The organism is Acidovorax temperans (genome assembly GCF_006716905.1).
Classification (GTDB): domain Bacteria; phylum Pseudomonadota; class Gammaproteobacteria; order Burkholderiales; family Burkholderiaceae_C; genus Acidovorax; species Acidovorax temperans.
In genome coordinates this window covers 715,861-733,448 of the sequence record NZ_VFPV01000003.1, presented here as the reverse complement: position 1 = coordinate 733,448, position 17,588 = coordinate 715,861, and the positions used below count along the sequence as shown (strand labels likewise).

Genomic DNA, 17,588 nt, shown 5'->3' with positions numbered 1-17,588 from the left:
AAGCGCTGGCAGCTATTGAAAAGATAGCGAAGCGCTCGAAGTTCTCGATCGTCAGTGCGCGTGTTGCCCGTTGCCACTGCGGCGCTGTGGTGCCAGGCTGGTGAGCAGGGGCGCGTCGATGGCGTCAAAACCCAGAATCCGCCCCCCGCGTGCCTGCACAAAGTGCTGGGCGGTGGCGTGGTCTGCAAAGGCAGGCAGGTTGCCCGCCCGCATAGGCCCCAGGGCTGAGGAGCCAGCCACATACACCGCTTGCTGCGCATCCACCCAGGCCCCACGGTCCATGTCGGTGACATAGCGGGCCACGATGGCGCTGGCCGTGCGGCCGCGCGTGTAGTGCCCCACGTTGCCCAGGTACATCATCAGGCTCAGGGGTGAGTCGAAAAAGAACGCGTCCCCGTCGGCAAAGATGACCTGCCCCGCCCAGGCGCGGGAGCGAGCCGGGTACATACCGCACACCGGGCAGCGGGCGTCTGCGGGAACATCGCGCGCTGCCGCCAAGGGTTTGCCAGAGGCTGCGTCATACGGCGTGGGGGGCGCCACCACGCACACATCGTCGCCTACGGTGGGTGGCGTTGTAGTCTCTGCGCCCTGCTGTCCCCAGCCTGATCGCCACTGCCACGCGGCCGTGGCTGCTGTGCCCAGCAGCAGCGCAGCGACGGCCATGCGCCGGGTGGGCTGCGGGCTGCTGGCTGCAGGTGGGCGGGATGGCTGCGAGAGCATGGTTACATCCGCGTGTCGTGCAGCGCGCCGCCGCTCAGGTCTACCATGGCTGGCGTGATTTCAGCGAAGCGCAGCACCTTGCCGCCGTATTCGCCTGCAAACTTCTTCGCGTCGGCCTCTTGCGCAAAGCTGCCGATGGTTGGGCCCATCGAGCCATGGCGCTTGCCGCCCACCACATACACCGCCGTCTTGGCGTCAATCCAGTGGCCCTTGGGGGCATTCCAGTCGGCCTGGCCCATGTCCTGCACGTACACCGCCTGGGCGGCCCGCACTTGTTCGCCTGCCAGCAGGGTGGCAAACAATTCCACTGTGTCGCAGAAGAACGAGGGCTTGTCTTGCCCCGCAAAGCGCACCTGCGCCTTGGGGCCGGGGTAGTCGGCCAGCAGCATGCCGTCCAGCTCGCAACTGGTGGCACCGTCGATTTCCACGGGCTTGAGGGATTGGACGCTGCTGTTGTCGGCCTGGCTGCAACCGGTCAGGCCAGTGAGGCCTGTGATGGCGCCGATGGAGGCAAGGGCGGCCCAGCCCAGCATGTGGCGCCGGGTGGCGCAGCCGCATTGGGGGTGGTAAGGATGGGTCATGGTTTGAATCTCCAGCTCGCCAGGCCAAGTGGCACCACAATCCAGGCCGCCATCACCGAGCCCATCAGCCATGGCTTGGCCAGCGCAGGGGGCACGATGCTGGTGAGCCCGTACAGGGTGCGCACGTCTTCCAGCGAGAACACGTTGAGGATGCGGAAAACGTCTGCGGGGTTGAGCAGCAGCAGGTAGGCCATGGCCGCACCGCCGTGGCTGCCGCCCGTGGCCACCAGGGCACCGAGCAGCAACAAATCAAACACCAGCACAAAGAAGAACCAGGTGGCAATGGCCAGGCCCGAGGCGCGCGTGCGTTCATGGGTCAGCACCGACAGCAGCACGGCCAGGCTCAAGAAGGCCAGACCCAGCAGCACCGAGCTGACCATGAAGCCGCCGTAGTGGAACAGGCCCGCCCAGCTGAACTGCCGGTACAGCAGCACGGCCACCAGCCCAAAGCCCGCCAGGGTAGACAGCGTGAGTGCCGCCGCCAGCCCCAGGTACTTGCCCAGCAGCAGCTCAATCCGCGTGATGGGCAGGGACAGCAGCAGGTCGAGCGAGCCGCGCTCACGCTCGCCCACGATGGCGTCAAAGCCCAGCAGCAGCGCGATCAGCGGAATGAGGTAAATGACCAGGCTGACCAGGCTGGCGATGGTGAATTCGATGGAGCGAAAGCCCACGGTGCCTTGCTGCGCGCCGCCAAAGTAGGCAATGGCGAGTGAGAACACCGTGAACACCAGCGCCACTGCCAGCACCCAGCGGTTGCGCATGCGGTCGCGGAATTCCTTGCCCGCGATGGTGAGGATCTGTGTGAATTCCATGGCTCAGTTCTCCCGCAGACCGAAGTACACGTCTTCGAGCGAGGGCTCGATGATGTTGACGTCCAGCACCTTGGCGCCCAGTGGCCCCAGGGCGCCCAGCACGGCCATCTTGGCGCCGCGCGGGCAGCTGATGCTGAGCCCGCTGGCGTTGGCGTTTGCGGTGGTGGTGATGCCTGCCAGGGGCGCCAGGGCCAGCACCGCAGCGGGGATGTCTGCTTCGTTCAGCGCCAGCTCAATGGTCAGCGGCATCTGGGCCTGTCCGCGCAGTGCCTGCACGCTGCCCAGGGCCTGCAGCTTGCCTGCGGCCAGGATGGCCAGCCGGTCTACACGTTCTTGCAGCTCAGCAAGGATGTGCGAGGTGATGACGATGGTGACGCCACCGGCCTGCAGCTCGCGCAGCGTGGCATAGAAGTCGCGGATGGCCTGCGGGTCCAGGCCGTTGGTGGGCTCGTCCAGCAGCAGCACCTGCGGGTTGCCGAGCAGCGCCTGCGCAAAGCCCAGGCGCTGGCGCATGCCCTTGGAATATTCGCGCACCGATCGCTTGCCTGCATGGGCCAGGCCCACGCGGTCCAGCAGCGCCTGGCACTGCGACAGCGGCGCGCCCTTGAGGCGGGCGAAGAAGTGCAGGGTTTCCAGCCCGTTCAGGTTGTCGTACAGCACCACGTTTTCAGGCAGGTAGCCCAGGTGCCGGCGCGCAGCGCGAAAGTCGCGGCCCTGCACCGTGGCGCCGCTGACCCGGATGTCGCCCGAGGTGGCGGGCACCAGGCCCAGGATCATCTTGAACAGCGTGCTCTTGCCCGCGCCGTTGTGGCCGATGAGGCCGAAGATCTCGCCGCGCTCCACGCGCAGGTCGATGCCGTCCACGGCGTGCAGGGCACCGTAGTGCTTGTGCACGCCTCGCACCTCAATGGCGGCGGTTGCGCTCGGGTCAGTGGGGGGAGGTTTGCGAGTCACGCTGAAAATTCCGTTGGGGTTGATTCGGTTGCATGCGGGGCTTGGGATCGACCACGGTGGGCACGCGCAGCACAGGGAACTGCTGGCCCACCAGGCGCAGTGCCTGCACCGCAGGGCTGGCCAGCAGCAGCTTGATGGTGGGGTGGCGCCAGGTCAGGCGGTCCACCATGTCGTTGGCTTCGTAGGGCACATCGCCCACGCCGTTACCGTCACGGTCCCAGCCCAGGTAGTTGCTCCAGTAATTGCCGCTGTCGGTGCCCCAGCGCTCGTCGCGTGCGCCCACGTAGCGCACCTGTTCGCGGTTGCCGATGAAGTCGTTGCCTTCCACCTTGTTGCGGGTGGAACCTGCGGACAGGTGCACGCCCACTGTGTTGCGCAGGATGAGGTTGCCGCGCAGGGTGGCGTATTCCACGTCGTAGATGAAGAAGCCGCGCGCGTTGTCGGCCACCACGTTGTTTTCGATGATCGAGTCTTGCAGCGTGCGCAGCATGATGCCGTGGTCGCTGTTGCCCCAGGCGCGGTTGTTGCGCACCACCTGGTCGCGCACTTCCATCAGCGCCAGGCCGCCCCGGTTCAGGTAGGTGTCGTTGTCTTCCCACAGGTTGTAGTAGGAATTCATGTAGTGCGTGCCGTAGCGGCTGTGGTGCAGCTTGTTGCCACGGAAGATGGCGTGGTGCGACACATCCACATACAGCGCATCGCGCACAAAGCTGATGTGGTTGCCTTCAATGCGTGCGCCGGTGGTGTTGTACAGCTGCACGCCATTGCCGCGCTGCGATGAGTTCACATCGCGCAGGCCGGTGATGGTGTTGTGCTCCACCCGCACATCGTTGGCCTTTTCAATCCACAGGCCAAACAGGTTGTAGGTGAGGTCGTTCTTGCGCACCACGGCGCGGTGCGCGCCAGGGTAAATGTAGATGCCCGCGTTCTGGTCCTTGAGGCTGGTGCCCGAGTCGCGCACGATCAGGCCTTCCAGCACCACATCGGGGGCGGTGACGCGGATGGTGTCGCCCACCTGCCCGCCGCTGAGCGTGGGGCGGCCCACGCCGCGCAGCGTCAGCGCCTTGTCGATGCGCAGGTTCACGCGGTAAAAACCCCGTTCCACCTCCACTGTGTCGCCAGGGGCGGCGGCTTGCACGGCGGCCTGCAGATCCTGACCGGCCTGCACGCGCACGGTGGCGGCGCTGGCGGGCTGGCTGAGAAGGCTGGCGGCCAAGGCCAGCAGCGCGAGGGCGGCAAGGTGCGACTTCATTACGCCAACCCTACCAGGGTCTTGATGGCCAGGAACAAGGCAGCGCCGATCAGCAGGTTCTTGAAGCCCACATAGCTCAACATGTCCATCACGCCGGCCACGCGGTACTGGTCGCGCCACCAGGGGCCGTCCTTCACATAGCGCTTGCCCGACAGGCGGATCAGCACCTCGTACACGCTCCAGCCAAACCACCAGCCAATGATGGCACCCGACGACAGCGAGCCCATGGCGGCCATGACCCAGGCCACGCTGGCAGCCACGGCGAGCGAGAAGCCTGCTACCTGCAAGGCGCGGCGTGAAGCCCAGCCCTCGCGGCTCCAGGGCCACAGGTGGTCTACCAGCTCCAGCAGTACCCAGCGCAAGCCACGTGCGCCGGTCTTGGTGGCGGGTTGGGCAGGCGGCGTGGGCATGCGTGGATCCGGGCCCTTGGCGGCCTTGGCCGAAATCTGGTCAGCCACCGTAGCAGGGTGGATCGGGATGAAGTAGCCGTTCTTGCCGATGGGCGTGATCTCCAGGCCATCCTTCTCGCGGCGCTTGCGTTCCTTGGCCAAGGGCGGGCAGCCCTTGGTGTCGGTGTAGAGCACCATGCAGTCTAGGCAGTGCAGGCATTCGCGGTGGTCAATGCGGCCATCGGCATCAATGGCCTGGGCGCCACAGCCCACGGCGCAGGCCTTGCAGCTGTTGCAGTCCTGCTTGCGCTTGAGGCCAAACCAGCGAAACGTGCTGGGCATGGCCAGCGACGCGCCCAGCGGGCAGATGTATTTGCAATAAGGCCGCTCGATGAAGATCGACACGCCCAGGATGGCCGCCACAAACAGGCTGTAGGGCCAGGCGCGGTTCATCACACCCACCAGGAAGGTGGTCTTGAACGGCTCCACCTCGGCCAGCTTTTCAGCCAGGCCCATGGAGAACATCGACACCACCAGCAGGCCGAAGAACACCGCGTACTTCACCCACTTGAGACGGTCGTGCCACTTCTGCGGCAGCTGGGTCTGGAAGCGCTTGAGGCCGATCATGCGAGCGACCTTGTAGATCGCTTCTTGCAGCGAGCCGAACGGGCACATCCAGCCGCAGAACAGGCCGCGCCCGAACAGGAACACGGTGACGATGATGAAGATCCAGAACAGGAAGATGAACGGATCAGACAGGAACAGCGACCACGTCCACTGGAACAGCAGCGAGTGGAACCAGGTCAGCACCTGCGTGATGGAGGGCTGCGCCATGGCGCCAAAGCCGATCCAGAAAATGGCCAGGGCCCAGAAGGTGTACTTGAAGCCGTTGACCGGCCACTTGTTCTTGTGGGTGGACAGACGCGTGAGCTTTTCGCGGAAGGCGTACACCACTGTGACGGCGATGAGCACCAGTGCGAACAGCGCAATCTCCACCGCACGCGTCTTCCACACGCGCACCCAGGGGGCGTCGGGTTCTTCAATCGTGGGGCGGCCGCCTTGCAGCATGCTGGCGGGCAGCCAGTAAGGCGTATCAAAGCTGGTGAAGCTGCGGGTGCCCGTGGCGCGGTCCACGCGGTTGCCCAGGAAGCTCAGCTTCCAGGGGTAGGCGGCAGAGAACGCGGCCGAGCGGATGATGAAGATGACGGACTCGTTGTAGCTCGGTGCTCCAGCCGCATCCAGACCATACAGGTTGAGCGCGTCCAGGTCGCGGAAGGTGAAGGAATCTGCACCCTGGCGCACCTGCACCCGGTCGTAAATGCCACCACGCACAAAGCCCGAGCCCTTGAACGATTCCTTGCCGCCCGTGCGGATGATGAAGAAGGCGTGCTCGCCTTCCTTGAGCTGCAGGCGCAGATTGTTCCAGCCGTTGTCGCCCAGCAGGCTCTTGCCCAGGTCGGGGTGGTTCAGGTCGCCAAACCACAGCTCGATGAAAGGCTCGGGGCCCTTGTCCAGCCCCACCTGTTCGGGCTGCACACGCAGGCGTTGCACCACGCCTTGCTGCACCATGTCGGCCCAGGTCAGGCGCTTGCCGGTTTCGGCATAGCGGGCGGGTTCGCGCACCGTGGGCGCGAGGATGCCCACCTGCCGCGCCACGGCCGAGCCCGAAGCCATCATGACCTGGTTCTGCGCGATGACGGTGACGGTGGCGCCCGAGATGGCATCGAGCCCGATCACGTTCTCATCGGGGCGCGACTGGCCCACCTCGATCTTGTCAGCCACCGACTTGCCCAGGTACTGGGCGTTGAAGTTGAGCAGTGCCGATTCAGGAATGCCCAGCAGCAGGATGGGCTCGGAATGCTTGAGCACCTTCACGCCCACAAAGCGGCCTTGCGTGTCCATGCCGATGAGCGTGACCACCGGCTTGCCCGAGTAGGCAGGCGTGTCGGTGATGTCGGTCGAGAGCATGACGTAGCCGAGCAGCTTGCGCGGCTCGCTGGCCTGGTCGTATGCCTCTACGTAGGGCGGCTGGCCCTTGCGTTCGGAAAAATGGGTGGCGCCCGGAAACACATCCTTGCAGGGCACGAGGGCGCACAGGTCGCGCGCGGTGGCCAGTTCCGCCGGCAGCTCTGCCTCGTAAGCACCCGCCGCCGCATGGGCACGCGACAGCAGCAACAAAGGCAACAGCAAGACCAGAACAAGTGCGGAGAACCGCCGACCGAGGGATGTCATGGGACTATCTTTTTGATAGCTGCCAGCGCTTATTTCATAAGCTCTATAGCAATATTTGGCTTAAAAATCAGTGTGGCCTATGCCACTGACGCTGCCCAAGCGAAGGCAGCCGAGCAAGGGCCTACGCCGGCCGCGCCGCCCCGCCGCGAGGGCTGCGTCCCCCTTCCGCAGCGCGTAGCGCTGCAAGAGAAGGGGGAAGGCGCGCAGCGCCTCAGGGGGATGCTCCGAATTAAGCTTCGACGATCATGCGAGTACGCATCTCCAGGTGCAGCGCATGGCAGAAGTGCGTGCAGTAGCACCAGAACACACCGGGCTTGTCGGCGATGAAGGTCACCGACTTGGTCTCCAGCGGGTTCACGATGAAGTTCACGTTGTAGTTCGGGATCGCAAAGCCGTGCGTCAGGTCTTCGATCTTGTCCAGGTTGGTCAGGATCAGCGTGACCTCGTCACCCTTCTTGAGCTTGAACTCGCGCAGGCTGAATGCGGGGGCCTGCGAAGTCATCTTCACGGTGACCTTTTTGCCATTGCGGAACACGCCGGACTCCTTCGGGTCCTTCACGGCCAGCGGGAACTCGTCGAGCGTGTAGACCTGCTTTGGACGCACCAGATCGCGCTTGAAGATGATGAAGTCATGGGGCTCGCCACGCACGGGGTGGTCGGCCAGCAGCACCATCTTCTCGCCTGAGATGTCGATGAGCTGTTCGTTCTCGGGGTGCAGCGGGCCCGCGGGCAGGAAGCGGTCCTTGGAGAACTTGCAGCCCACTGCCAGGTACTTACCGTCGGCGGCCTTGGTTTCAGAGTGCGATGCGTTCAAGTGGCCGGGCTGGTATTGCACATCGAGGCGGTCCACCACGTACTTGGCGGTCTTGTCGCCCTTGTGGAAGGCAATCGCTTTTTCTACGTTCCACTTGACCACCTGGCTGTCCAGGAACAGCGTGGTGTAGGCGTTGCCGCGTCCGTCGAAGGCGGTGTGCAGCGGGCCCAAGCCCAGCTCCACTTCGGCGGCGATAGCATCGTCGAGCTTTTCCAGCTTGCCGTCGAACCACTCCAGCACCTTGGCCAGCTCGATCACCGTGGCGGTGGGCGAGAGCTTGCCGGCGCAGATGAAGTACTTGCCGTCCGGGCTGGCGTTCACGCCGTGCGGGTTCTTCGGAACGCTGACGTATGCGACGAGGGCAGTCTTGGGGTCCTTGTTGGACTCGCGCGAACCATCCACCACGGGTACCTTCGAGGAGCCGATGGTCTTGAACTTGCCGGCCTTGACAGCTTCTTCGATGCGAGCAATGTTGAAAAACAGGCAGGCGTCGCGCTCGGCGGACATCATGTCCTCGTACTTGGCGCCCATCTCGACGTTGTACTGGTTCGTCGCAGCGAGCTTGCCGTCATAGGAGGTGGCGGTCAGATCGCAGTTGCCGTCGATCAGCACTTGCCAGCGCACTTCCATGGTCTCGGCGTCCACGCAGGTGAACATCGAGCGGTACTTGGTGTGATCCTCGGAGCCGGTATTGGGCAGCGGGATGCTGAACTCGGCGCCGCAGAACACGCGCGTGGTGTAGTTGATCGCTGGATCGACCGGGTCGCGCTTGTCCGGGAAAAGGCCGTGGAAGCCCTGCACGTTGGGCAGCTCGGTGATCTTGTCGCAGATGAAATAGTCCAGGCGGATACGGGCCAGACGGCTGTTGATCTTGTCGTTGATCCAGGCGTAGCGGCCGTCGTAGTTGCCGTCTTTGTACGAAGCGTGGGTGTGGTGGGTATCGGCCACCGTGTACTTCAGGCTGCCGTCGGGCTTGGTGCCCATCACGGCCTTGGATTCATTGGTGATGCCCCAGCCCACCAGCGCGTCGGGTACGAAGCAGGGAATGCGGGTGATTTCGCGGCCCGATGGCAGACCCAGCACGCGCATGTCGCCCGTGTGGCCGCCGCTCCACAGGCCGTAGTAGGTGTCCAGTTCGCCGGGCTTGAGGTGCACGTTGGCGCCAGCTCCTGCATGGCTCGATGCGGGGGCGGCAGGCGCTGCAGGCGCGGCCGCAGTGCCGGGCTTTTCGGTGCAGGCTGCAACGCCAGCCGTCAGGCCAACCAGTGCAGCGGTGTTGATGAAACTGCGCCGGCCCAGGCCGCCGGATGCAAGTTGCTGGTCTTTCTTATCGATCATGGTTTACCTCTTTAGGTTGGCTCAGTGAAAAAAAGGGGGGGGCACGCGCGGGTGGTCGGTGCCTGAGAAGCAGTGGATGCAGCGGCTCTGCACGCCAGATCGCCAAATGCAACGGCGCTGGCATGGCAGAAACAAAGGGGGTGAGGTGTGGCGGCGGAACGCTGGAAGGCAGGCACAGAGGGCAGTCCATGCCCATGGCCTCCGCGGTGGAGATGTCTTTGGTCACCTCGGCGGCCACCCACTTGGCAGGGCCGCCGTTGCCCGAGCACACCAGTTCCATGGCGTGGTGTCGTATGGAAGGAGATGCCCCAGCCACCAGCAAGGCGAGCACGAACGAAGCCAATACCCATAGGCGCAGCGCTCGGTGTTTGCAATGGAAGGACATGGCCGCGATAATAGATTTACATAATATGAATCATATTGATGTAAGTCATGCTTTTGCGGTGTGCACCCCTGTCCATCAAGGCGCTGCCAAATTACATTGGTGGCACACGATGCAGTGGTCAACGGCCAAGGCAGACAGCGGTGGAGCAACTGCCTGCGTGCAAAGCATGAAGGCCTGCCCCGCATTCAATGTTTATCTGATACGACAGGACGTTTGCGATGAAAAAAATTTCCATGATGTGCACGGCAGCCGCCGTGCTGGCCCTCACGCTGGCAGGCTGCGGCGACAAGCGACCTGCTGAAGCGCCCGCCGCAACGGCGCCTGCCCCAGCGGCTGCGCCCGCAGCTCCCGCGGCCCCGGCGGCACCGGCAGCCCCCGAAAACACGGTGGGCAAGAGCGTGTACGGCAAGACCTGCGCCATGTGCCATGCAGCCGGTGTGGCCGGTGCTCCCAAGCCCGGCGACAAGGCCGACTGGGGCCCACGCATTGCCCAAGGCAAAGACACGCTCTACAAGCACGCCATTGAAGGCTTTACCGGTGCCAAAGGCATGATGCCCGCCCGTGGCGGTGGCGCCAGCCTGACCGACGATGAAGTCAAGGCCGCCGTGGATTTCATGGCCGACCAGTCGATCTGACGGAGGCGCTATGCCGCAAGCATCTGCCTCCGCTTCTTCCCACTTGCTGAGCCGCAGGCGTGTGGCGCTCGCCATACCGCTGCTGGGCAGCGCACTGTGGGCTGCCACGGCCAAGGCATCCACTCCCGTGCTGCGTACACAGCGGCCGGTGGTGGGGACGGCCGTGGACATCGTGGTTGAGGGGGCCGATGCCCAGCAGCTGCGCAGCGCCACCGAGCACGCCTTTGCACGCATGCGTGAGCTGGAGGCGTTGCTGAGCAAATACGACCCCCAAAGCCCCGTCAGCCGCGTGAGCGCAGCGGCAGGCAAGCACCCGGTGGCGGTGCCGCCTGCCGTGATGGCGGTGCTGCGCGAGGCGCAACGTATCCATGCCGTGACCGGTGGGGCATTCGACGTGACGGTGGGTGGGTTGAAGGCCTGGCACTTTGGCGAGGGTGTGCAGCAGATGCCGCAGGCAGAAGAAGTCGCGCGGCAATTGAGCCTGGTGGGTGCGCAGGACCTGGTGCTGGACACCAACGCTGGCACCGCGTTTTTGCGGCGCCGCGGCATGGCGCTGGATCTGGGTGGGATTGCCAAGCTGCCCATCCTGGAAGCGGGCATGCGCGTGCTGCAGGAGCATGGCATCGACAACGCCATGGTCAATGGCGGTGGCGACGTGCTGGTGCGCGGGCAGATACAAGGCCGCGCTTGGCGCGTGGGTCTGCGCGATCCGCGCACGCCTTCTCAGCTCTTGGGTGCTGTATCGCTGCAGGGCAGCGCAGTGGTGGCCTCTTCGGGCGACTATGAGCGCTACTTTTTGCACCAAGGGCAGCGGCAGCACCATGTGCTCAACCCGCGCACGGGCTGGCCCACCACGGGCGTGCACGGCGTGAGCCTGATCGCATCTTCGGTGGCACAGGTCAATGGCTTGGGCGCCTCCATCATGGTGATGGGCGCCGATGCCGGCAAGGCCTTGGCGCAAAAGCAAGGTGGGTTGGCGGTGCTGATTGCGCAGAGCAATGGCCAGGTGTGGAAGTCGCCCGCCATGGCGCGCCAGCTCGGCGCTGCCTGATTCGATTCAGGCACGTGCCCTTGCCGCAGATTTTTGCGAGGGCACGGTCTTACCGTGCGATGGTCAGTTGCCCGGCACCTGGGCCTGTTCGCAATGCACTTGAATCAACTCCCGTTCCGCCAGCGTGTTTCCAAAACGCACGGCGCTGAGGCAGCCGCCCCACACGCAACCGGTGTCCAGCCCCAGCACATGGGGACGGTTCAAGAACCCCAGCGTAGACCAGTGCCCAAAGGCCATCGTGGTGTCCGCCGTGCGTCTGCCCGGCACATCAAACCATGGCACCAGACCTGCAGGTGCCTGCGCGGCACTTTCGGTGCTTTCAAAATCCATCACGCCGTCCACCGAGCAAAACCGCAGGCGCGTCATGGCGTTCACGATGGCGCGCAGCCGCTCGGTTCCCTGCAATGCTGCATCCCACCGGTCGGGTGTGTTTCCGTACATCTGGTGCAGAAAGTCGTGCAGCTGGGGGCCTCGCAGCACCGCTTGCACTTCGCCTGACAAGGCCACCACGTCCTCCAGCGTCCAGCTGGGCAACACCCCTGCGTGCACCATGAGCAAGGTTTCGCCGGCCAGGGTGTGCGTTCGTGCCAGCGGTAGCTGGCGTAGCCAATCGAGCAGGGCAGGGTGGTCCGGCGCTTCCAGAACGTGGGCCAGGGTGTCGCGCTTGGAGGGCTTGCGCGCACCGTGCGCTGCCGCCAGTAAATGCAGGTCGTGGTTACCTAGCAAAGCTTGAATGGCACCATCATTTCGCATGCACCGGCGCAATACGTCTGCGGAGGTGGGCCCCCGGTTGACCAAATCACCCAGCAGATAAATCGTGTCGCGGCTGGGAGAAAAACCAATCGTGTCCAAAAGTCGGTGCAATGCGTTGTCGCAGCCTTGGATGTCGCCTATGCAATAAATGGCCATGGGGTGAAGATGAGGGTCTGAGAGAAGGAGGAAACCGATTTTCCTCGAGCCGAATCGCCTGAGGATACGCTGCACTGCAGCAGAGTAACTGGGGGCCGATGGTGGGAAGAGGGCTGGCCTGGTTGACCATGCCAAGTGTGGATATGCCGTTATGCAACAAACGATCTACAAAATCTGCGCTGTCCATTCTCAAGCGATCAGTGGCTTACCGATGTCCTCCATGCATTGTGGTGACGCGGCTGTATATCTTGCTGTCGGGCAAGGTGCAGGGAACTGAATCGAAATAACCAAGTCCAGCGTAAAGAATGTTATTTGTCCATATAATGGCAATTCCGCTCTACTTACTTTTGATTACACACCATGACCACCTACAAAGAACTATTGAAGCAACGCGAGGCCCTGGAGCAGCAAATCAGTGAAGCCCGCCGGCGCGAACTGAGTGATGCCATCAGCCAAGTGCGCTCTTTGGTGGCTGAATTTGGTCTGACTTCTCAAGATGTATTCCCCACTGGCCGTGCCCGCAGCGCCAGCGCTGGCACCAAGGTGGCGCCCAAGTACCGCAACCCCGCGACAGGCGAAACCTGGACGGGCCGTGGCAAGGCGCCCAAGTGGATTCAAAACCAAGACCGCGAGCAGTTCGCGATTTGAGTGGATTCCATGCATTGCTAAAAAAGCCCGCTTTTGCGGGCTTTTTTTATGGGCGCTGGTATTTTGTTCGTAATGCGAAATATATTGAGGCGATGGAGACAGGGTTTTCATTTCGTCACCTGTACGGCACCGCGTTAATGGATTCAACGTTCGGCAGGTCCAGCCACCAAAGCGCTCTGACTGCCTGAGACACCGCTGGATAACCATTTTGCAAACTGGGGTGCTGGTTGCAGTTTCTTGTGACATCTTCATGAGGGTGCATGGGTTATCTGACCCGCCTTGCTGTGTCACATACAGTAGCGTTGGAAAAACCACGAACTCTGCTGCCATCTGCACTCGGCGGGGCTCATGTTTCCGTCCTTTTAAGGCTGCAAAACTAAGTCCGGGTTGAACGCGGCGACGTGCCAGAGCGTCATCGCTTTGGTCTATGGCATGCCTCGCATGGCCGAGAAAAGCGTGAGAAACCGCTCTGTGTCTTGATCATCCAAAGCCCATCGCCGTTTGAATGCGCTTGATTGGGAGGTTTTCGGGTGCATAACCCTTCGGCTTGCGTATTGGTACAGGGCTGACGAAAATGGTTTCGTCGCCTTTCATTCCAAGGATTTCACCATGGCACGTTCACCCCAGCCTGTAACCCACGCGTTTCCTGAGACTTTGCGGAGTTTCCCAATCGCTTCTGGCAAAGAAGGCAAGCTCTATTCGCTGCCTGCGCTGGCCCAGCAGTTTCCGCAGATCCCAAGGCTGCCTGTATCGATTCGGATTGTTCTGGAGTCGGTGCTGCGCAACTGCGATGGGCGCAAGGTCACAGCAGAGCATGTGAAGCAATTGGCCCAATGGGCACCGAACGCAGAACGCAAGGATGAAATTCCGTTCGTCGTGTCGCGCGTGGTGCTGCAGGATTTCACGGGCGTGCCCTTGCTGGCAGACCTGGCTGCCATGCGCAGCACGGCGGTGCGTCTGGGCAAGAACCCCAAGAAGATTGAGCCGCTGGTCCCTGTGGACCTGGTGGTAGACCACTCCATCATGGTGGACCACTACGGCAAGAAGAATTCGCTGGACCTGAACATGAAGCTCGAATTCCAGCGCAACCGCGAGCGCTACGAGTTCATGAAATGGGGCATGCAGGCCTTTGATACCTTTGGTGTGGTGCCGCCGGGCTTTGGCATCGTGCACCAGGTCAACCTCGAATATCTGGCGCGCGGCGTGCACAAGCGCAAAGACGGTGTCTACTACCCTGACACCCTGGTGGGCACTGATAGCCACACCACCATGATCAACGGTATCGGCGTGGTGGGCTGGGGTGTGGGCGGCATCGAGGCCGAGGCCGCCATGCTGGGCCAGCCGGTGTACTTCCTCACGCCCGATGTGGTGGGCTTTGAGCTCACAGGCCAGCTGCGCGAAGGCGTGACGGCCACCGACCTGGTGCTCACCGTGACGGAGATCCTGCGCCAGCACAAGGTGGTGGGCAAGTTTGTGGAGTTCTTCGGCGAAGGCACGCGCACCCTGGCGCTGCCCGACCGTGCCACCATCGGCAACATGGCGCCGGAATACGGGGCCACCATGGGTTTCTTCCCTGTGGATGAAAAGACCATCGACTACTTCCGCGGCACAGGCCGCACGAAGGGTGAGATTGAAGCCTTTGAAGCCTATTTCAAGGCGCAGGGCCTGTTCGGCGTGCCCGCTGCGGGCGAGATCGATTACTCGCAAGTCGTGCGGCTGGACCTGGGCACCGTGACCCCCAGCCTGGCTGGCCCCAAGCGCCCGCAAGACCGCATTGAACTGGGCAAGGTGTGCAGTGAGTTTTCCAGCCTGTTCAGCAAACCGATTGCCGACAATGGCTTCAACCGCCCCGCTGCGCTGCTGCACACCCGCCACCAGGTGCGCAGCAACGAAGCCCCACCGCTGGCTGCGCCACCCCGCGAAAAGCCAGCCCCCTCGGGCGCCCCGCGCTTTGTGGCAGAGATGGAGCAGAACCGGCCGACGCTGGCGGCAGCGCACGCCGAGGTGCCAGCGCAGCAGGCGGCGCGTGCGGGCGATATCACCGTGGGCAATGGCGATGTGCTGATTGCCGCCATCACCAGCTGCACCAACACCAGCAACCCGAGCGTGATGCTGGCAGCCGGCCTGCTGGCCAAGAAGGCCGTGGAAGCGGGCCTCAAGGTCAAGCCCCACATCAAGACGTCGCTCGCGCCCGGCTCGCGCATCGTGACCGAATACCTCGCGCAAACCGGGCTGCTGCCGTACCTGGAAAAGTTGGGTTTTGCGCTGGCGGGCTACGGATGCACCACCTGCATTGGCAACGCGGGCGACCTCACGCCCGAGCTCAACGACGCCATCACCAGCAACGACCTGGTGTGCGCCGCCGTGCTGTCGGGCAACCGCAACTTCGAGGCGCGCATCCATCCCAACCTGAAGGCCAACTTTCTGGCCAGCCCGCCGCTGGTGGTGGCCTACGCCATTGCAGGCACGGTGCTGAAGGATCTGATGACCGAGCCCGTGGGCAAGGGCAAAGGCGGGCGCGATATCTACCTGGGCGACATCTGGCCCAGCAGCGAGGAAGTGCATGCATTGATGAAGTTCGCCATGAACGGCAAGGCGTTCCGCGAGAACTACGCCAAGGTTGCCAGCGACCCCGGCAAGCTGTGGCAAAACATCCAGGGCGTGAGTGGGAGCACCTACACCTGGCCTGCCAGCACCTACATTGCAGAGCCACCTTTCTTTGCACAGTTTGCTATTGAAGATGTAGCTGCTGGCGCTGATGCAGAAAGCGCTGCAGGCCAAAAAGGCCAAAAGCTCCCATCGGTGCTCGGCGCGCGCATCATGGCGCTGTTTGGTGACTCCATCACCACCGACCACATCTCGCCCGCTGGCTCCATCAAAGAGACCTCACCTGCCGGGCAGTGGTTGCTGCAGCACGGCGTGCAGAAGGCTGACTTCAACAGCTACGGCGCGCGGCGTGGCAACCACGATGTGATGGTGCGCGGCACCTTTGCCAATGTGCGAATCAAAAACCTGATGATTCCGCCCGCCGCCGACGGCTCACGCGAGGAGGGCGGTGTGACCGTGTTCCAGAGCGAGGGGCCGCTGGGGGGTGAAAAGATGTTCATCTTCGACGCAGCCATGCACTACATGGCGCAGGGCACGCCCACGGTGATTTTTGCGGGCGAGGAATACGGCACAGGCTCCAGCCGCGACTGGGCCGCCAAGGGCACGCAGTTGCAGGGCATCAAGGCCGTGGTGGCGCGCAGCTTTGAGCGCATCCACCGCTCCAATCTGGTGGGCATGGGCGTGTTGCCGCTGCAGTTCAAGGCGGGTGATTCCTGGGAGTCGCTGGGCCTCACAGGCACCGAAATCATCGACGTGGTGCCCGACCCCGCCCTCACGCCGCAAAGTGACGCGAAGCTGGTGGTGCACCGCCCGGACGGCACATGCCAGGTGGTCACTGTCACTCTGCGCATCGACACCCCCATCGAAGTGGACTACTACCGCGCGGGCGGCATTCTGCCGTTTGTGCTGCGCCAGTTGTTGCAGGGCTGAGCAGGGCAGTGCGTCCCTCGCCTGCCCAAACCTTGATGCGTGTCTAGCGTTAGAGGCGCTGGGCGACCCTGCAGGTACGACAATGCACGCATGAAAAAGCAGGTATTGATTGCAGGGGGCGGTATTGGCGGCATGGCAGCGGCGCTGGCCGCTTCGCGTGCCGGGTGGGACGTGCGCATGTACGAGCGCGTGGCCGAGTTTTCTGAGGTGGGCGCAGGCGTGCAGCTGGGCCCGAACGTGGTGCGCTGCCTGCAGGCTTGGGGCTTGCAAAAAGCCTTGCAGCAGGTGGCAGCGTTTCCTGATCGCCTGCAGGTGCGCTGCGCCCTCAGTGGCGCAGAGCTGGGCGTGCTGCCCCTGGGGCGCACGGCGGTGCAGCGCTATGGCGCGGCCTACGCCACCATTCACCGGGCGGATCTGCACGGCCTGCTGCACACGGGTGTGCAGCGCTACACCGATGCCCAGCTGTACCGGGGCCTGGCCATTGAATCCTTCACTGACGCCAGCCGCGCGGCCCCGGTCATTCCGGGGGGCGAGACGGTGGTGTCGGTGCGCACCTCGCAGGGCAAAGAGATTGAAGGCGATGCACTCATTGGCGCCGATGGCTTGTGGAGTCGCATGCGCACGCAACTGCTGGGCTACCAGGCCCCGCGCGTGACGGGGCACCTGGCGTACCGCGCCCTGGTGCGGCAAAGCGCGCTGCCCAAGGCGCTGCGCACGCAGCATGTCACGGCCTGGCTGGGGCCGCGGCTGCACATGGTGCAGTACCCCGTGCGGCGGGGAGAGTTGCAGAACCTGGTTGTCATCGTGCAAGGCCCCGCGCCGCAGAACCTGGAAACCTGGGACCATGACGCCAACGCGCGCGACCTGGAGTTTGCGCTGCAGGGCACCTGCACCGCGCTGCAACACGCCGTGCATGGCGTAGAAGCTGCAGGTGCCGGCTGGCGCCTGTGGCCGCTGTGCGACCGCCCACCCGTGCGCAGCCCCGAGGAGATGGTGCAAGGCCTGGTGGCGCTGCTGGGCGATGCCGCGCACCCCATGCGCCCCTACCTGGCGCAAGGCGCGGGCATGGCGATTGAAGATGCTGCCCAGCTGGAGCGGGCGCTGTCCATGCACGACCTGGAAGTGCCCTTGCGCCTGCGCCGCTACGCGGTCAACCGCTGGCAGCGCAACGCGCGGGTGCAGGCCCGGTCTACCCGCAATGGGCGCATCTTCCACGCCACCGGCCCAGTGCGGTGGGCGCGCAACCTGTCGCTGAAGATGCTGGGCGAGCGGCTGCTGGATGTGCCCTGGCTCTACCGCGGCGATGGCATTGACTCTGTGCGGTCCTGATT

At 63.7% G+C, this 17,588-nt stretch carries 13 protein-coding genes; 5 read left to right on the top strand and 8 right to left on the bottom strand.

What is annotated here, in order from left to right:
- Window positions 1–51 precede the first annotated feature (51 nt).
- From BDD18_RS18245 to nosZ, 7 genes are all read right to left on the bottom strand, one after another.
- On the bottom strand, window positions 52–720 hold the full coding sequence (locus BDD18_RS18245; RefSeq protein ID WP_244939138.1) for a nitrous oxide reductase accessory protein NosL: 669 nt from the start codon (window positions 718–720) through the stop codon (window positions 52–54).
- Window positions 721–722: 2 nt separating this feature from the next.
- Entirely contained in the window at window positions 723–1,301 is a 579-nt protein-coding gene (locus BDD18_RS18240; RefSeq protein WP_142084948.1) for a nitrous oxide reductase accessory protein NosL, read from the bottom strand.
- Window positions 1,298–2,113: an ABC transporter permease gene (locus BDD18_RS18235; RefSeq protein WP_142084946.1), complete on the bottom strand. Its 816-nt coding sequence runs from the start codon at window positions 2,111–2,113 to the stop codon at window positions 1,298–1,300. The genes BDD18_RS18240 and BDD18_RS18235 overlap by 4 nt, the downstream gene beginning before the upstream one ends.
- A gap of 3 nt (window positions 2,114–2,116) precedes the next feature.
- On the bottom strand, window positions 2,117–3,067 hold the full coding sequence (locus BDD18_RS18230) for an ABC transporter ATP-binding protein (protein ID WP_142084944.1): 951 nt from the start codon (window positions 3,065–3,067) through the stop codon (window positions 2,117–2,119).
- Window positions 3,042–4,319: a nitrous oxide reductase family maturation protein NosD gene (locus BDD18_RS18225; protein WP_066785423.1), complete on the bottom strand. Its 1,278-nt coding sequence runs from the start codon at window positions 4,317–4,319 to the stop codon at window positions 3,042–3,044. Before BDD18_RS18225 ends, BDD18_RS18230 begins: the two co-directional genes overlap by 26 nt.
- Entirely contained in the window at window positions 4,319–6,940 is a 2,622-nt protein-coding gene (locus BDD18_RS18220) for a NosR/NirI family protein (RefSeq protein WP_142084942.1), read from the bottom strand. The genes BDD18_RS18225 and BDD18_RS18220 overlap by 1 nt, the downstream gene beginning before the upstream one ends.
- Window positions 6,941–7,169: 229 nt before the next feature.
- A complete protein-coding gene (gene nosZ / locus BDD18_RS18215) occupies window positions 7,170–9,092 on the bottom strand; it encodes a TAT-dependent nitrous-oxide reductase (RefSeq protein ID WP_066698732.1) in 1,923 nt (640 codons plus the stop codon).
- Between the two features lie 603 nt (window positions 9,093–9,695).
- On the opposite strand from nosZ, the gene BDD18_RS18210 reads away from it, so the two are divergent.
- Window positions 9,696–10,112: a c-type cytochrome gene (locus tag BDD18_RS18210; RefSeq protein WP_142084940.1), complete on the top strand. Its 417-nt coding sequence runs from the start codon at window positions 9,696–9,698 to the stop codon at window positions 10,110–10,112.
- Between the two features lie 10 nt (window positions 10,113–10,122).
- Window positions 10,123–11,163, top strand: a complete 1,041-nt coding sequence (locus BDD18_RS18205) for an FAD:protein FMN transferase (RefSeq protein ID WP_066698729.1) — start codon at window positions 10,123–10,125, stop codon at window positions 11,161–11,163.
- A gap of 63 nt (window positions 11,164–11,226) precedes the next feature.
- Here BDD18_RS18205 and BDD18_RS18200 read toward each other — a convergent pair whose 3' ends face one another.
- A complete protein-coding gene (locus BDD18_RS18200) occupies window positions 11,227–12,072 on the bottom strand; it encodes a symmetrical bis(5'-nucleosyl)-tetraphosphatase (RefSeq protein ID WP_142084938.1) in 846 nt (281 codons plus the stop codon).
- Window positions 12,073–12,432: 360 nt separating this feature from the next.
- On the opposite strand from BDD18_RS18200, the gene BDD18_RS18195 reads away from it, so the two are divergent.
- The 3 genes from BDD18_RS18195 to BDD18_RS18185 all read left to right on the top strand — a co-directional run bounded on the left by BDD18_RS18195 (window position 12,433) and on the right by BDD18_RS18185 (window position 17,586).
- A complete protein-coding gene (locus tag BDD18_RS18195) occupies window positions 12,433–12,720 on the top strand; it encodes an H-NS histone family protein (RefSeq protein WP_044396922.1) in 288 nt (95 codons plus the stop codon).
- Window positions 12,721–13,329: 609 nt separating this feature from the next.
- Window positions 13,330–16,257, top strand: coding sequence for an aconitate hydratase (locus BDD18_RS18190; RefSeq protein ID WP_142084935.1), 2,928 nt, complete (start codon window positions 13,330–13,332; stop codon window positions 16,255–16,257).
- A 90-nt stretch (window positions 16,258–16,347) separates the two neighbouring features.
- Window positions 16,348–17,586 (top strand): FAD-dependent monooxygenase, encoded by a 1,239-nt coding sequence (locus tag BDD18_RS18185; RefSeq protein ID WP_142084932.1) that lies wholly within the window; start codon window positions 16,348–16,350, stop codon window positions 17,584–17,586.
- The last annotated feature ends 2 nt before the right edge of the window (window positions 17,587–17,588 follow it).

Excerpts from the sequence above, each read along its gene's own strand:
- BDD18_RS18245 (WP_244939138.1), bottom strand. The coding sequence starts at position 720 with ATGCTCTCGCAGCCATCCCGCCCACCTGCAGCCAGCAGCCCGCAGCCC.
- BDD18_RS18240 (WP_142084948.1), bottom strand. The coding sequence starts at position 1,301 with ATGACCCATCCTTACCACCCCCAATGCGGCTGCGCCACCCGGCGCCAC.
- BDD18_RS18235 (WP_142084946.1), bottom strand. The coding sequence starts at position 2,113 with ATGGAATTCACACAGATCCTCACCATCGCGGGCAAGGAATTCCGCGAC.
- BDD18_RS18225 (WP_066785423.1), bottom strand. The coding sequence starts at position 4,319 with ATGAAGTCGCACCTTGCCGCCCTCGCGCTGCTGGCCTTGGCCGCCAGC.
- BDD18_RS18220 (WP_142084942.1), bottom strand. The coding sequence starts at position 6,940 with ATGACATCCCTCGGTCGGCGGTTCTCCGCACTTGTTCTGGTCTTGCTG.
- nosZ (WP_066698732.1), bottom strand. The coding sequence starts at position 9,092 with ATGATCGATAAGAAAGACCAGCAACTTGCATCCGGCGGCCTGGGCCGG.
- BDD18_RS18210 (WP_142084940.1), top strand. The coding sequence starts at position 9,696 with ATGAAAAAAATTTCCATGATGTGCACGGCAGCCGCCGTGCTGGCCCTC.
- BDD18_RS18205 (WP_066698729.1), top strand. The coding sequence starts at position 10,123 with ATGCCGCAAGCATCTGCCTCCGCTTCTTCCCACTTGCTGAGCCGCAGG.
- BDD18_RS18200 (WP_142084938.1), bottom strand. The coding sequence starts at position 12,072 with ATGGCCATTTATTGCATAGGCGACATCCAAGGCTGCGACAACGCATTG.
- BDD18_RS18195 (WP_044396922.1), top strand. The coding sequence starts at position 12,433 with ATGACCACCTACAAAGAACTATTGAAGCAACGCGAGGCCCTGGAGCAG.
- BDD18_RS18190 (WP_142084935.1), top strand. The coding sequence starts at position 13,330 with ATGGCACGTTCACCCCAGCCTGTAACCCACGCGTTTCCTGAGACTTTG.
- BDD18_RS18185 (WP_142084932.1), top strand. The coding sequence starts at position 16,348 with ATGAAAAAGCAGGTATTGATTGCAGGGGGCGGTATTGGCGGCATGGCA.